Origin of the sequence: Pseudomonas lini (genome assembly GCF_030812475.1) — a bacterium.
GTDB lineage: Bacteria > Pseudomonadota > Gammaproteobacteria > Pseudomonadales > Pseudomonadaceae > Aquipseudomonas > Aquipseudomonas lini_A.
Genome location: NZ_JAUSSR010000002.1, coordinates 19,664 through 35,324, shown reverse-complemented (window position 1 = coordinate 35,324; position 15,661 = coordinate 19,664). Strand labels below are relative to the sequence as shown.

At 56.2% G+C, this 15,661-nt stretch carries 14 protein-coding genes; all 14 read right to left on the bottom strand.

Annotated features, from left to right (window positions below):
- Positions 1 to 27: 27 nt before the first annotated feature.
- The 14 genes from J2W17_RS04040 to J2W17_RS03975 are packed head-to-tail and all read right to left on the bottom strand — an operon-like array spanning position 28 to position 15,626.
- A complete protein-coding gene (locus J2W17_RS04040; protein WP_307329620.1) occupies positions 28 to 1,263 on the bottom strand; it encodes a DUF1302 family protein in 1,236 nt (411 codons plus the stop codon).
- A complete protein-coding gene (locus tag J2W17_RS04035; RefSeq protein WP_307329617.1) occupies positions 1,260 to 2,789 on the bottom strand; it encodes an acyl-CoA dehydrogenase family protein in 1,530 nt (509 codons plus the stop codon). Before J2W17_RS04035 ends, J2W17_RS04040 begins: the two co-directional genes overlap by 4 nt.
- Before the next feature lie 11 nt (positions 2,790 to 2,800).
- Positions 2,801 to 3,772, bottom strand: coding sequence for an NAD-dependent epimerase/dehydratase family protein (locus tag J2W17_RS04030; protein WP_307329615.1), 972 nt, complete (start codon positions 3,770 to 3,772; stop codon positions 2,801 to 2,803).
- Positions 3,769 to 4,986 (bottom strand): beta-ketoacyl-[acyl-carrier-protein] synthase family protein, encoded by a 1,218-nt coding sequence (locus J2W17_RS04025; RefSeq protein ID WP_307329612.1) that lies wholly within the window; start codon positions 4,984 to 4,986, stop codon positions 3,769 to 3,771. Before J2W17_RS04025 ends, J2W17_RS04030 begins: the two co-directional genes overlap by 4 nt.
- Positions 4,983 to 5,240: an acyl carrier protein gene (locus J2W17_RS04020; protein ID WP_307329609.1), complete on the bottom strand. Its 258-nt coding sequence runs from the start codon at positions 5,238 to 5,240 to the stop codon at positions 4,983 to 4,985. The genes J2W17_RS04025 and J2W17_RS04020 overlap by 4 nt, the downstream gene beginning before the upstream one ends.
- Before the next feature lie 15 nt (positions 5,241 to 5,255).
- Positions 5,256 to 6,035: an outer membrane lipoprotein-sorting protein gene (locus J2W17_RS04015; RefSeq protein ID WP_307329606.1), complete on the bottom strand. Its 780-nt coding sequence runs from the start codon at positions 6,033 to 6,035 to the stop codon at positions 5,256 to 5,258.
- Entirely contained in the window at positions 6,032 to 8,392 is a 2,361-nt protein-coding gene (locus tag J2W17_RS04010; RefSeq protein ID WP_307329603.1) for an ABC transporter permease, read from the bottom strand. The genes J2W17_RS04015 and J2W17_RS04010 overlap by 4 nt, the downstream gene beginning before the upstream one ends.
- Positions 8,389 to 9,075 carry an ABC transporter ATP-binding protein gene (locus J2W17_RS04005; RefSeq protein ID WP_307329598.1) on the bottom strand — a complete coding sequence of 229 codons (687 nt, stop codon included), beginning with the start codon at positions 9,073 to 9,075 and terminating at the stop codon, positions 8,389 to 8,391. Before J2W17_RS04005 ends, J2W17_RS04010 begins: the two co-directional genes overlap by 4 nt.
- 18 nt (positions 9,076 to 9,093) lie before the next feature.
- The gene (locus J2W17_RS04000; protein WP_307329594.1) at positions 9,094 to 10,224 is read right to left on the bottom strand and encodes a hypothetical protein; all 1,131 of its coding nucleotides are present in this window, start codon (positions 10,222 to 10,224) and stop codon (positions 9,094 to 9,096) included.
- Entirely contained in the window at positions 10,221 to 10,673 is a 453-nt protein-coding gene (locus tag J2W17_RS03995; RefSeq protein ID WP_307329592.1) for an SRPBCC family protein, read from the bottom strand. Before J2W17_RS03995 ends, J2W17_RS04000 begins: the two co-directional genes overlap by 4 nt.
- A gap of 14 nt (positions 10,674 to 10,687) precedes the next feature.
- Complete coding sequence (locus tag J2W17_RS03990; RefSeq protein WP_307329590.1) at positions 10,688 to 13,303, bottom strand: aminotransferase class III-fold pyridoxal phosphate-dependent enzyme; 2,616 nt, start codon at positions 13,301 to 13,303, stop codon at positions 10,688 to 10,690.
- The gene (locus tag J2W17_RS03985) at positions 13,300 to 14,340 is read right to left on the bottom strand and encodes a fatty acid desaturase family protein (RefSeq protein ID WP_307329587.1); all 1,041 of its coding nucleotides are present in this window, start codon (positions 14,338 to 14,340) and stop codon (positions 13,300 to 13,302) included. The genes J2W17_RS03990 and J2W17_RS03985 overlap by 4 nt, the downstream gene beginning before the upstream one ends.
- Positions 14,325 to 15,347, bottom strand: coding sequence for a hypothetical protein (locus J2W17_RS03980; protein ID WP_307329584.1), 1,023 nt, complete (start codon positions 15,345 to 15,347; stop codon positions 14,325 to 14,327). Before J2W17_RS03980 ends, J2W17_RS03985 begins: the two co-directional genes overlap by 16 nt.
- 12 nt (positions 15,348 to 15,359) lie before the next feature.
- The gene (locus J2W17_RS03975) at positions 15,360 to 15,626 is read right to left on the bottom strand and encodes an acyl carrier protein (RefSeq protein ID WP_307329581.1); all 267 of its coding nucleotides are present in this window, start codon (positions 15,624 to 15,626) and stop codon (positions 15,360 to 15,362) included.
- Positions 15,627 to 15,661 lie beyond the last annotated feature (35 nt).

Sequence of the window (15,661 nt, the reverse complement as noted above, 5' to 3'; positions counted from 1 at the left end):
TTGCAATCAACGAAGTACATGCCCGCGCTAAAAGGAATAACGCACAGCATTGACCCACCGGCTTTGCTCGTCAAAATAACCGAAGCTGCGCTGACTTCCCTCGAATACGTCTACACCCGTACGTAATTGCCAGTGAGCATCAACGTCGTACCTCATTTCCAGCGAAGCATATTGCGCATCCAGACGCAGGTCCTGCGCAACGTAAGCGGTGAGGTAAAGCCGGCCCTGCCAAAGCTCGCGGCGCACCGCCAAACTGATCATTTGCGTGCGATCTTGATCGACAGCGCGCGCCACGGCGTCCTTCCAGACATTGTAATACTGCATGCCGAAGAACCAGTCCCCGCTCAAGTAATCCACGCCCAGCAGCAATTGCTTTTGACGGATCTTCTCAAGTTCAACGATGCCCGTTTGTGCCTGGGAGTAGCGATAGGCATCAGGTACGAAGGCCGCTTCACCTTTGAATACCACCGGACCTATCGGCATCGCGAATGAGCCGCCAAACAGTGTGCGACGCTTCAGTGCTTCTCGATAGCTCAAACCAGCCTGTGTGAGCCTGGGGGAGTAAGTTTCTTCAGTCTGCCAGCCATGCCAGGCATTCAGGGAGTAGTCCACTCCTTGGACATTGCCGCTCCAACGCAAAGCGGGTGTCCAGTCGGCAGGTTTACGCCAATCCGGGCCATCCGCCTCGGACTGAGGGATATTTCCCAAATAATCGCTGACGCTGGTTTCAGCAAAACGGGCACCGCTATCGGGAAGAAGGTCCTTACGTGTCTGTGGGATTAACAGCATCTGTAAGGATTGATCCTGAAATACCGAGCATTCACTGTTCAGCATGGCCAATGGGCGGCGTTGCTGGACGTAGTCGCCGAAATAGCCTTCGCGACGATCAAACGGATGGATCACGTCCAGGACCCTGAGCCGGTCAGCGCTGCCCCAGACAACTTGTTGTATCCCCAGCGTTGAGGTACACCGCTCGCCTTGGTACTCAGCGAAGAATTCACGGGGCTCAACTTCCCGATAGTCGCCGTCGAGTTTATTTTCCTGCACCGCCCTGACTTCCAACTTGTAGCGCCAGCCCGATGCATCCTGCCAGCCACCACCCAACAATGCAGAATACTCGTTGAGTCCCCACTCGCCTTCACGGGTCAACGCTTGTCGTGTTTCCAGTCGACCGTTGAAATCGAGTGCGTCGAGAGCGTCGCCGTAACAGACATTACTCAGTATCGCCAATGCCAGGCCAGCCTTCACTGCAGGCACATTCATGCGCTCACCTGTGAGGCAAGCAAAGGGTCGATCTTGCGTTCTTCACCGGGCTGGGCGCAATCATGAATACCTGTGTCAATCGTTGCCCAGTCGCTTGAATAATTCATTTTCCTGACAGGTAAACGGGTTCTTTCCCACGCGTGCAACGCTCTCTCCAACCGATAGTCCACCCAACGACGACAGAATTCATCCAGCGGCTGCGACGAGAGCATCAACCAGGCAACACACTCCCCCAACCTGAGCGTACCCGCCGATAAACGGGGGACGGACACCTCTTCGGCGGTCCACTCCAGAATACGCGCTCGAATGATTTCGCCGTGGACTGTCTGGTCAAGGTAGGCGATGACAGTGCCGGGTTGTTCCAGCACCCTCTGGCCGATGAAGGCCGCCAGCGTTTCCGAAGGCCCTTCGAATAAACGCGTGATACGTGCATCGCGCCAGAGTTGTCCAATGGGATTGTTATCGCAATAGCCGCGGGCCCCCAGCATCTGCAGCGCGCTATCGCTGACCTCCCCAAGCACCTCGCTGGCCAACCATTTCGTCGCTGCCAGGACCTCGGGGGGAGCGTCAGGTAAGCCCTGATCCAGTCGTAGCGCCAGGTGGTCGACCCAACCGCCGATTGCAGTCGCCGCACAGAGCGCGTCGTCAACCACACGTTGGGTATGCTCATGATCCCAAAGATGGTGACCGCCCAGGCTACGTCGGGTGCTATAGCGGATCATCAATTGAACACACCGCCATAACCCGCCGACACAGGTAGCAGCAATTCCCAGCCGCCCGAAACCCATCGTGTCGCTGGCCACAGCCAGGCCCGCAAAGGCACTCCCGAGAACTCGGTCCTGGCTGACCAGGGCAGCGTCAAAATGCAGTTGGTTCTGCACCATGCCTTTGAGGCCAAGCGTCATCGCTTCGCTGCCCTGGTGCATGCCTTGTTGCTCTGCATCTACGCAAAGGCCCAAATAGCCCAGGTCGCGCCCTTGATCATCAATATGACGGGCGAATACCGAAATGACTCCCGCCCATGCAGCCGAACCTGACCAGGACTTAGTCCCATCAAGCCTGAACAAATCGCCTTCACGTTGCGCGCAGGCCGCCATACCCAACGGGTTGGAGCCCGCGGCCCGCTCAGTCAACGCAAACGCCGCGAGCATCCGGCCGCTCGCCAGTTGCGGCAGGTACCGCTCTTTGATGGCTGGCGCTGCGAAGCGTTGAATAGGACGTATGCCCAACCCATTGTTGAGACCGACAAAAAAAGCCAAGGTCAGGTCAATCGCGCCCAACTGACGCTGTACTCTCAACAATTCAAAGTTAGACAAGCACAACCGCCCGCCATAGGCCTCGGGCACTTGCATTCCCAGCAAGCCTCGGTTCCCGACTGCCAGCACCAAGTGCGGCGGCAGGCAACGGCGCTCATCCATGAGGCGAAAGTCCAGGCGTTTCGCCCAGTCCTGCAACCACGCATTCAACTCAGTCACAGCAGGTGTGTCCTCCCGTGCTTGAGGATCAAACATCATCCATGCATTCAACGACCAATCTCCTATCGACTCGTCAACCAGCTTGCGGCCTCATGGACCATATGCTCCAGTGATTGTGCAGGCGCGAAGCCTACGTGCTCGCGAGCTTTGTCACTTCGGTAATGAACCTGCCTGCCCAACAACGCAACGACATCGGCCGAGAGCCGAACGGGTATCTTTGCGAGCAATACATCCAACGGCCGCAACAGGGCGACGATCCACCCCAATGTGCGAGGCTGCCAACGCGGAGAGTCGACAGCCAGGGCAGCAGCCATGCAGGTGAATAATTCGAGATAGCTGACATTATGGGCATTGAGGATGTACCGCTCCCCGCTCTTGCCTCTGGCCATGACGGCCAGCAGCCCCCTCACCAGATCTTGCGCGCCGATGACCGCAATGCCCCCTGGCGGGATAAACGGCAGGCGTCGATTCTGCAGATCAAGCATGACCTTGCCCCATCCATGCAGCACATCACAGTTGGAGGCAATGACCGCAGAGGGACACGCAATAACAATATTCATGCCTGACTCACAGAAACGACGAACCTGGTCTTCTGCATCACGCTTGCTGTGCATATAAGCCAGGCGAAATGCATCGCCGTTATAGATCATCGACTCGTCCGCTTCCTGAGTCGGATAGCCAACGGCAGCGATGGACGATACGTGCAAGATACGCTCGACCCCGGCGTCACGAGCGGCACACAGCAAATTCACCGTACCCTGGACGTTGACCGCAAACATACGTTTGCGCTCGGATTCATAAGGCAGCGCCAAACCGGCGGCATGGTAGATCTGTGTGACGCCTTCAAGCGCATGCACCAGGCTTGCGGAATCAAGCAAATCGCCTTCGCGCCAGACCAAACGTTCTCGCAGGCTCTGCAGCGTTGAGGCGGGATCGTTTGGCAAGACCAGCACCGCCACGGTCTCACTCTGCTCCAGCAGCCCCCGCACAATATGGCTGCCCAGGCATCCACTGGCGCCGGTGACCAGAATCATTGAGCGCCCTGCGCAGACAGGGCCAAGGAAACATTAAGGCCACCAAACGCGAAGGAGTTTTTCAGCCACGCTTTCACATCTGCCTCTCGCGGACCTTCAGTCACGTAGTCCAAGTCGCACTCGGCGTCTTGCCCCAGGTAGTTGAGGGTTCCGGGAATCTGCTTGTGTATCGAGCTCATAAGACCAGCGATCAACTCGACCACTCCCGCAGCGCCCATCAAGTGACCTATCGACGACTTGACGGATGACACGCCAAGCGAAGGAGCATGAGCGCCGAATACTTGTTTGATAGCGGCCGTTTCACACCGGTCATTGAGCAAAGTGCCGGTGCCATGGGCGTTGATGTAACTGAATGCCTCGACGGGCAAGCGGCTGTCGGCAATGGCCTGGCGCATGGCCTGGGCAGGGCCTTCCACGGACGGCTTGAGCAAGTCGCCCGCGTCACTGTTGACCCCATACCCCAATACGCGAGCCAGTATCGGTGCGCCGCGAGCTTGGGCATGCGCCAGGGTCTCCATGACCAATACACCGCCCCCCTCGCCCAGCACCATGCCGCGACGGCCAGTGGAAAATGGCCGGCAGGTATCGGGCGCCATGGCTCGCAACGCCTCCCACGCCTTCCAGACCAGTGCGTTAAGACACGCGTCAGTACCGCCCGCCATCACCAGGTCTGCGTCACCGAATCGCAAGAGCCGATAAGCCTCGCCAATCGCCTGAGTGGAAGAGGCGCACGCTGTGCTGACGGTGAGCGCCGGGCCCTTGAAACCGTATTTCAAGCTTATGTGACTGGCTGCGGCATTCGCCATGACACGTGGCACCGTCCACGGTGCGAGCGTGGCGCTGCCGACCTGATAGAGGTCCAGATAGGCGCTGTGCAGCGACTCGCTGCCACCCGCGGCGGTCCCCATGTAGACCGCGCACCTGTAGGGGTCAACCGATGCCAGGTTTACACCGGCCATATCCAGCGCCTCTGCTGCCGACAGCAGTGCAAACTGACTCGCGCGGTCTAACAGTAACAACTCATTGGCCGTGAACACGCCATCAAGTGCATCCTCCGGCAACGCCCCCGCGTTACATGTCCCGCCGACAACGTCGATCAAACGAGGCACCGGTGCGATGGCACATTGTCCTTTAGCCAACCCCTCCCAAAGACGCTCTCGACCCACACCAAACGGTGACACACACCCCGCCCCGGTGATTACAACAGTGTTCATGAAACCGCTCGCTTGGAGGCCAGGCGTTCAGCGAGTATCTCCACCAAGCGAGACACAGAACTGATATCGGTATGACTGTAGGCTGATAAATTGACAGAAAATCGCTTTTCAATCGCGTAGGTGAGCTTCAGTACGTCCAGCGAGTCGAGACCCAGCTCTTCGATGCTCAGTTGCGCATCCAACTCAGCTATATCCAGTTCAAGGGTGCTGGCGAGCAGCTCCAGCACCAGGGTTTGCAGCGATTCAGTCGACATATGGGACTCTCGGGATCAGTGTTCGGTGCGCAGGGCACGTTGAGTGAATTCAGCATCCGAGATGCCAGGATTGATGTTCACTTTCTCGACAATCATCCGCGTACTCTTATTGGCCGCCAGATTGTGCATTGTCTGGGCCGTAGGCCTGCTGAATCCGCCAACCACTTGCAGGCCTTCGGTTTTAAGCTGTTTGACCAGCACCCCCTGGCGATCAAAGTAATCCACCTGCACCGGGTAACGGCTCTTCTCTTCCAGGTAGTAGACCTTGCGTGAATAGCCGGAAATATCCGCCTCTTCGCTACGCGCCTTCGCTTCAATCTGCCGGCACGCTGGCCAACTGAGGCAAGGCTGAGAGGCCGCGAGGCTGGTGAACGTATAGTTCAGCAGCTTGTAGTCCTCAAAGTCTTCATAGGTGAAGTCCGTACCCATAAACCAGTTCTGCTTTTGAGAACCAGCCAGTCGTCTCAGGCTTTTGGTCGAAGGGGTATAAGACCAGATATCGTTTGCGGCTTTGCCGCTGTCCTCGATTAACAGCGCAACATTCTTGACGGCAGCGGGTGCGGTGAACCGCACTAAGGTGCCCATGCGGTTGGCAATACGCTTATCCAAGCGACTCAGTTGGCGTGTAAAGGTCAACCGCTCGCCGTCAAACAGCTCCATGCGATAGTCGACTTTTTCGTCCTGTGCCTTCATACGTCGATCAGAATCCTGCATAACCGCCAGCGCATCGTCAGCGAAGGCTGGCCAGGTACAAAGCATCAACAGAGGCAGGGCAGTAAGCAGTTTGCTGTTCATCCAAAATTCCTGAGCTTGAGCGTGTCTACCGCGGGAATGCGGAATACGTGACGAATCGCAGGCATTGCTGCGAATGGAATAATCACCAAGGCTGGCAGGATGACTCTCCAGAAATCACTGAAGGCGGGATCGGTATTGATCTTGAACCAGACGTCCGTCAGGCGATGGTTGAGGACGGCGCCGAGAACATAGCCCAGCGGGATGGCCACCACGCCCGCAAGCAACGCAACGCTGAAGGTTTCGCAAAGCATAATGAGCGACACACTTCGATCGCTGAAACCCAGGATTCTCAAAACCCCATATTCGCCACGGCGCCCCACGATGCTAAAGTTCATGCTGGTCACCGCAAACAGCAGGGCAATAGCAATACTCATCAGCGCAGAGATGTGAATGATTACCCAGATATGCGAACTGATTTCCAGAATGGAGGCGACTATGTTCTGCTTGGACGTAACCCGTACCACGCCTGCCAACTCATAGATCCTCGCATCGTCCAGGCCACTGTTCCCCGCATCCACCAGGTACGCGCCGGTAAATTGCTCATCAAGTGACAGCATTTGCTGGGCGAAGCGTCGCGTGGTAATGACTTCACCCGGCAGCGCCCCGGAAAACACCCCGACGACCTTGGCCGGATAGATGTTTCCTCGCACTTTGAGATTCAATCGGTCACCCGGATGGACGTCATGGGCGATGGCGATGCGGCGTTCAATAACCAGGGCGTCAAGATCGCCGTCAAACAACATCCGGCCTTCCATCAGATTTACGTGTCGCACACTGTCTGCCGGCTCGATGCCCAGAAGGCTGGCGTTATCCAGATGCCCCTCGCCGACTACCTGTGCACCGCCCTTGACGAACGTCGACCAGCGACTGCCCGAGGCAAGGCCTTCGAGGCGGCCGATGTCTTCGTCCCACCAGGGCACATCCAGATCGACCACCCGGCTCCAGTTGTCGCGCTCCACGTTGCTGATAGCGGTTCGCTCCATGGACGTCAGGGAAATATAGAAGGCAATTGTGATTGCGACACTCGCCGCCATTGCCAGCACCGTGACCAGGCTGATGCGCCAACTGCGCAGCAAATTGCGCAGCGAATAACGAAACCAGAACGGACCGCCGATATGACGCAGGCATGCGACCATACGCAGCGCAAACGCTTGCTCCTGACCTGCGCCAACGTCGCGCAGGGCATCCATCGGAGTGATACGAACGATCGAGCGCATCGGCAAGTACATGCCCAGTGCGACGGTGCAGCACAGCAATAAACCGGCTCGCCATAGATAAGGCGGCTTGAACATCAATTGTGGCTCGGGCATGCCGATGGCGCGTGCATAGTTCCAGCCAAATGCATACATATCAAACAGCGCCAGGCCGCAACCCAGCACCAGAGCGAGCGCAATCAACATCAACGCAGGCAGGCTGTAAGCGCAGGCGACCTGTCGGCGCGTGTAGCCCAGCGTGAGAAACATCGCGATCAATGGGCGCTCTTCCTTGGCCCATTGGTACATGAGGAAAAACACCACCAGGGTAGATGACAGCGCAAAAACAAGAACGACCGTCGGCAGGAAAACCTTGAAGGTATTGAGGTCCAATTCGAGGAACTTTTGGCTGAACTGCTCCTGGCGCGGCAGCACGTAATCGACGGCCAGACGCGATTGCGCTCGCTCGGTAATACGCTGCTTGACCTCACTAATCGACGCCTGCGGCGATACGCTGAACAATAAGCTGTTGATGGCTGAAAACCCTAACTGCTGGTGCATGAGCCCCTGGTCAGCAAACAACACACACAGAGAGCCGTTGCTGGGCACATACACACTGGGGTTCAGCGGCGCAACCAGATACTCCGGACTTTCAACGATGCCGATAACCTCTACCGGATACCTGGCAGCGCCCGCAATAAAATCAAAACGGTCACCCACACCTTTCGCATGGAATTTCGCACAGTTACGCTCAAGGGCAATCCCTCTGACATCCGATGCATTCGGCAGGCGACCTTGCAAGACCTTCAGCCTGTTGACCGCTGAGAAATCCGCTGCGTCGGCACTCACCATCAATCCTGCGACCGGCTGAATACCACCCAACGGTGCCAATCCGGGCATCAGTAATCGGTGATGGGTCGCGGTTACGCCGGTAATGTCATCGAATGCCGGGAGGTTGATCAGATCGTCCGGCGCAAAGATGACCTCCAGGTCGGCCATCGATGCGTGGGACTGAATGTCCTCTACCGTATCGAACAGACTGTCAATCGCCGAGTAGGCACCTACCAGCACACCGAAGGTCGAGGCACAGATCAGTGCGATAGTCAGCAAGCGATAGCGAATGACCAGAACCGAACGAAGCACATGCCGCATCAGCATGTTCATGGTTCAGCCCTGTGCAGGTTGCCGGAACGCATCTCGTAGACGTCGTCAGCATGCTGTCCCAATGCGGGGTTATGCGTGACGATGACCACGGTGACCTGCTTCTCTTCCTGCATCTGACGCAGCAGTTCGAAAACAAGCATGCCAGTCTCTTCATCAAGACTGCCTGTGGGCTCGTCCGCGAGAATCAACTGAGGCTCCTTGATGAGCGCTCGCGCAATGGCTACCCGCTGCTGCTGGCCACCGGAAAGTTTTGAGGGGAATTTTTCGGCGTGCTCATGCAGTCCGACCTTGCGCAGGTACTCCTGCGCTCGTAAATGGTCTTGTGAAGTGACTGAGCGGATCGGCTCAAGCCCTGTCAGCACGTTTTCCTTCACAGTCAACGTCGGAATCAAATTGTGAAACTGGAATATGAACCCTACCCGCTGCGCCCTGAAACGCGTCAATGCCTTGAAGTCCATGGCGCTCAGGAGCGCGTCTCCCACCTGAACCTGCCCCTCATCCACACGATCCAATCCGCCCAGTACGTTGAGCAGCGTCGTTTTGCCCGAGCCTGACACACCTCTGATCACCGTCATGCTGGCGCGAGGTATCGTCAAGTTGATGTCATTGAGCACTAAACTGCGACCTTCGCCGCTGGGATAGAATTTCTTCAGCCCCACAAGAGAAATCAAGGGATTATCCATTTCGATTACAGCTCCTGGTCAAACCGGGGTTTGGTCTAAATTGAGTCCGAAAACACCGTAGCGCTTGGTCCGACGCATCCCGACATTGCGCGCCAGTACGTAGCTGGAAGGATTGCGGTCGTCGATCCACATTGTGTCGACACGCTGAAAGCGCGGTTCGGCGTAACGCACGATCTCATCGCCGATCAACCGGCCCAGACCACTTCCCTGGACAGATGGATCGGCGCCGATAAGTGCGATGACGCCACCGGTGACGCCGCGCTTGTAACGATTGAGCTTGAGCAGGTCGAACAGACCGAAATGCCCCTTGAGCCGACTCAATATCTGGTTGAGATCCGGCAAAATCAGGAAAAATGCTACGGCCCGACCGTCCAGTTCAATCAGCTTGATGCCTTCAAGATCGATAAACGTCTTCACACTATCAATCTGAAATTTGAAGCTGGCCTTGGAGATCGGCGCGACCTCGTAGTTCTCGGCAAACGCACTGTTGAACAAGCAGCGGATCTCCTCCAGATTCGACCGCAAGTCAGACCGCGTAGCACTGCGAACACTGAACCGGCTACCAGGCATCACTTTTTCACTGCGACTGGCCTTGCGCCGCGCGTGGTACTGCTCCACGTCCACTCCATACGTGCTGAAAGTGAAAGCCAGATGGAAACCCGCCTGTTTGAGAGCGTCGGCGTACCAAAGCGGATTATAAGTTTGCAGCAGCGTGGGAGGCCGGCCGTCTATGTTCTCGAGTAACAACGCGGCGTCCTGTGTCGATGTATAACTGTAAGGCCCCAGTAATCTCGACTTCCCACGCGCTCTCGCCCATTTGCTTACCGCATCGAATAATGCTCGCGTGACAGCGGGGTCTGGGGCGACTTCAAAGAAACCAAAAAAAACGTGTTCATCACCAAAACGCAGGTTGTATGCCGCGTGAATACACACACTGACACGGCCCTGAGCCTGACCTTGATCATCCAGCGCCAGAAAATGCTCGATCTGCGCTTCGCGAAAAAACGGGTTATGCTGCGGTGACAATATCCGTTTCATGTCGCTGCGTAATGGCGCAACCCACTGAGGGTCGTCGGCGTATAAACGAAAAGGCAGGTCGATAAACTGCTTTAATCGCTTCGCTGTATCCACTTTTTCGATAGCGATCATGAGAGGTCCAGAAGCTGTTGCATGTTGCGGTGACGTGCTTCAAATATCCGATCCATATAGGCGTCGACAAATAGCCACTCAAACAGCGCACCGCCTATTGCGTGATAAATCACTCGATCCGTATACAGCGTCCCCCCGGCTACGGATTCAACGCGATGCTCATGCCGGAACGCACTCAAGGGGCCCTTGATCATTTCATCGATGAAATACTCGTTGTCTTTGACTTCACGGATGCCAACGGTCCAATTGGCAGGGATAAATCCGAACATCCAATGCCGGAAGCGGAACTGACGCCCTTGCTCGATGCGAAGATCAGCAATATCTATGTTTCCAAGTGGGGTAACGCGTTCCGGGAAGATCTTGGGGAAGTTCACACCTTCCATGCAGAAGTCGAATACCTCGGCACAGCTACGTCCCTTGATGAGGGTGGTTTTTTCCAATATTGGCATGCGCGGCTCCTCTTTTAGATGGTTTCGACAGTGGTAGCGCTGCTGAAGCGTTCGGCATATCTGCGCCACTGAGCGGGATCGAGGGCTTTATCAAAACTGCGAAATCCGGCCAGCATGAAACCGTGGCGGACGGACAGCGCCTGAACCAATTCGAGATCATCATTGCTGAGATCCAGACCCAGACTCGTGTGACAGGAGATACCTTCGAGTGCGAGCATCATGGTCTCGGCCATACAGGCGTACGCCAGCTCGTCCGGGATACCGTAACGTGAACCCAAGCGTGCTTCCCCTGGCATTTCGACAATGCCACCGTCAAGCACCAGCACGTCCGGCCGGCGACTGGATATGTCCTGGCTGACATTGGCGGGTCGGGAGATATCACACAGGATGGCGCCTTCGGCGATGTCATCGGCGCTGATAAAACGTTTGGCGCTGTTAGTCGCGATCAGTACCAAGTCAGCGTCGGCCAACGAAAGTTTGATGTCGTTACTCCAGCGCAGCGCAATACGCTCACCGTTTTCAGCCAATAACAATGCTGCTAAATCCGCGCTTTCGTGTTCGTTCAAACGCTCAGCGATTCTGGCTAGCACGCTGCCGGGTGCCGGGACGGTCTGCGTGCTGAAGTTCACCAAATGGGTAATGACAGAAGCAAAGCGCGGCGTGTTGAACCGTGCGCTCATCGGGTTACCCACCAGGGTGACCTGTCCGGCCTGCATCGCAATCAACCGCGCGATGGCCGAGCCTATGCTTCCGGTGGCACCAATAACAGCAACGCGCATGTCTTGCATACGGCGTCCCGTCATTTCAACCGCGCGGCACGATGCCTCAACCGCTGTAAGCAGGGTGTAACTGTTACCCGTGGTCAGTGCCACGCCTTTATCCAACAGACGCAGGCCACCACCCGTCACGATTGAGGTATGCCCTCCAAGTCCTACCAACGTAGCACCGCGTTGCTTGGCCATGTCGATGGCTTGGCCGATCAGTTCACAGGACTCCTCCACGGGCATCGCAGCAAACTGCGCCGCGGAGCGTGGCACCATGATCAGATCACCGGTCACCCTGCGGCCCGTGGCAGGCGATGTAAGCTCGACCGTAGAAACGAAGAACGGCTCCATCAAGGGGTTCAAACGTTCTTCAAGCATGAGCAACGAATGTTGGGAATAATGACTCAGGCTTTCATCGAATTCGGCATAGTTCGAGAGTTCCAGAGGGTGCAGGACAAATGCAAAATGGTTATCAGGCACTGCCTCGGCAAAGCTCACCTGATGCAACGGCGCTTGCGATGGGCCCGACGAGCAGGGCTGAGCATCAAGCAGATGCGCAAGTAATGTGCCCGTGCGCCCCTCCTCCACCAATTGCAAGGTGCGAGCAAGCGCCTGGATGAACACCTCGCACTCGGCTCGCCCGGCAACAAGAGGAGGTTCGACACGCATCACATTCGCGCCGTTGAGGGTCGGTGCAACTCGTACGCCTTCGACATTGAGCAAGTAGCTGGCGAGAATGGGAACAAGGCTCTCCTGCTCCCCCATGATGCCGGTAAAGCCGCCGTAAAATTGAGAATAGTGACTACGGTCAAGATGAAACTCGATGCCGATCAGGTAGCCCGCGCCGCGTACTTCCTTGATGAACGAGGCGTGTCTTGCGGCCAGCCCATTTAGCTGTTCCAGCAGGTAGCGTCCGTTATCTCGCACACCGTCCAGAAGGTCTTGACGCTCGTGTAGAAGATCCAGCACTTTCAGCCCGATGCGGCAGGCCAGTGTATTCCCGCCGAAAGTGGACGAATGCTTGTTCTGGAAGTCCTCGCTGTACGCGTTCTCGCTGAGCAGGCAGGCACCGATCGGCATGACCCCGCCGCCAAGGGCTTTAGCCAGCAGCAAGCAGTCCGCTTGCACGCCAGCACTGGCAAACATCTTCCCTGTGCGACCCAGTCCGGTTTGAACCTCATCGATAATCAAGAGGGTGGCGCTGCGATCACAGGCAGCCCTGACTTGCTGCAGATAATCGGCAGGCGGCAGATTGATTCCGCCCTCCCCCTGTATCGGCTCGATGATCACCGCAGCATAGGCACCAGGGTGCCGCTGCAATTGATCTTCAAGGGCTTGAATGTCGCCATAGTCAACAAAATCAAAACCAGGCAACGGTGCCTGGAAACCATCCTGATATTTATCCGAGCCTGTAGCGGAGAGCGCCCCCAGAGTCTTGCCATGGAAGCTGTGATGGGTCGATAAAATGCGCTTGCGACCTGTCTTGATAAGGCAGGCTTTAAGTGCAGCCTCTACCGTTTCTGCGCCACTGTTTTGAAAGGTCACGCTTCGATAATCGCCAGGCGCGATTGCCAATAGACGTTGTGCCAGCAAACCACTTGCAGCCAGGGAGGATGGCTGAACAAAGATCGGTTCCCGACTCAGTTGAAAGCTGGCCAGCTCGGCTAGCAACTCGTCCGGGCTATGGCCGAATGGCAGTGCACCGTACGCGCCGAGAAAATCCAGGTAAGCCTGTCCTTCTGCGTCATAGAGGTAGCAGCCCTCGCCGCGAACAAAAGTTTTGTCGAGCCCTGCCCGACGAATCAGTTCGCCGATAGCAGGGTTCACATGTTGCTCAAATGGACTGACTTGCTGCCAACGGCTCATGAAAGGTTCTCTGTGATGTAGGGCGACGAAACGGGCGATAGCCGACCCGCTGTCTGTCGATAAAGATCCGCCGCCACACCCTCTGCCACCATGATTCGTTCATGGGCTGGCCGCAGAGAGTGATAGGGCAATGCCGGAAAAAGATGGTGCATGGCGTGATAGCGTTGACTCAGCGGCTCGAACAGTTCCAGCCAACTTCCTTGGCGATCATGGGTCGACGAATCGCCCAACTGCCATTGAAGTGATACCGGTTGACCGCTGGAGGCATATCGATGCGCCAGGCATGTGCGGAACATGTTGATGAACAACACACCATAAATGACGGCAAGGAACAGGCCGATCCGCGACCACGGCAACATCTCCGAGCCTGCCACAGCGATCAGCCCCCACGCGTACAGGCTGGTCACCACCTCCAGCAGGTGGTTATAGCCCCGTGCGCTGCGAAAACGCGTCGCAGTGTTTCGGTAGGCGGCATGTAAGGTGACAGCACTGTATCGCTCGATGACCAGCCGACGCAGCGGCGCAATGCACCAGGACATAGGGCCGAGCACTGCAAAACGCACCAGCAGCAATATCGGCGTGAAAAGCGTGCCGACCAATAAGGTGAGCACGCTGCGGCGAAACTGCTGCTCAAAGGGCAGGTACTCCGGATCTTGGCGAGTGCCGTATCGCGCCAGGGTATGGTGGTCGATATGACTCAAGTACAAAAACGATGGCAACAGCATCGGGATACCACACGCTAAGTTCCACATCAGATTGAACCCGGGGACAGCGCGGCGTGGCATATGGCTCAGTTCATGAATAAACATGGCCGACCGGTAAAGCGTGAACACTGCCGTGCCATACCATAACGGCCATGTCACGGAACTGGCGCTTTGCAGCATTGACAGTGCGACCCAGAAAAATCCGATGCTCAACCCGAAGTCCAGGCGATAGCGCCATGCGTGATGACGTCGTAAGTCCTCAATCAAGGGGCGCAACTCATCCACGAAGGTGCGCCCGTCCAGGTTTGCGACAGGCTTCACCGACGTTTCCAAATGACACCATCCAGGTAGAAGTGATGCAGAACGATGATCAGCGGTACCAGCCCTACGGATGGCATCTCCAGGCTGAGTACCAATAAGCTGGCCAGCCCCAAGGTACTGAACCATATCCACGGTTTAGCCCCCATCCGCTTGACCCAACCGTGCGCAACACCCAAGGCGCCTGTGACGGCTGGCTGGGTTGCAGATCGGCGCAGTCCAGCCATTACAGTAGAGGTGCACACCAGGTGGTATTGCAGCGCGTGAATACTGGTACCGATCAAAATCAACGCATACAGGTCGCTCACCAGCAGGTAAGCGGCGTTATAAAGGCTCAATGTAACCGCTAACATAATGAGCACGAACCGCGGCAAGCCTTCTTGATTACGCTGATGTCGCCACTCGGCAACCAGGAATTGAAGAGTCATGGCTGCGAATACAGCGTATGCCAACCAAGCCCAGAACGGCTCGAGTGCCAGCGTTGGAATTGAGATGTTCGCAAACGGAAGCGTCTGCCCAAACATTTCATAGTGCCCAAAATGAAAACCACCGTGAGTGATGCGATAACTCAACGGTGCAGCAAACCCGGCCAGTACCATGTTGCGAATAGGCAAGGTTGAATGTTTATACCCAGCCTTCTTTGCATAAATTGCCGCCACACCGAAATGCTGTTTACAGACATGATAGGGCTGCCAGTAAACCCAGATAGCCACAAGCCAAGGTAAAGCATTCATGCTGTAGAGGGCGACGCACAATACGCTAATAACAACCAATCCAGCCCAGAATTGCACTTTGTGCCGCTGGTACTCCAGCGGCTCAGCAAATAATCGAACATGCGTTTGAAGAACGTGGGGAATATCCAGGAACAGCGCAAATAACAACGCCCCCAAGAGAAATGCTGGCCCCTGCATAATAGCCAGTAACAGCGCGACCGAAATCAATGGTCCTCCGACCAAAATAGCCAGCGTGTCGATCCTGGCACTGACGAACCACGGCATTTTTACAGACGTATTAGTGGACATTGACCACCCCCTTTATACCGCCGTGGAGAACTCGAGCGTGTTCGCGCGCTCAAGTATCAGCGCCAACTCATGAAGCGTAGTCATCGCATCAACCTGGTCGGCAGGCAGGTTCACGGATAGACGACCTTTCAACTCGGAAAGCAGCGTCAACTGCCCCATTGAGTCCAGGCCCAAGTCCAACAGGGTATCGTTTGCCTTTATTACGGAACTGTTCAAATGAGCAGGTAGAATCCCCTGTATTGAAAGGCTTTTTATCGTCTGGCAAATAACATCAAACACAAGTGCTCCTTGCACGTATGCAATCCGTGCTGTTG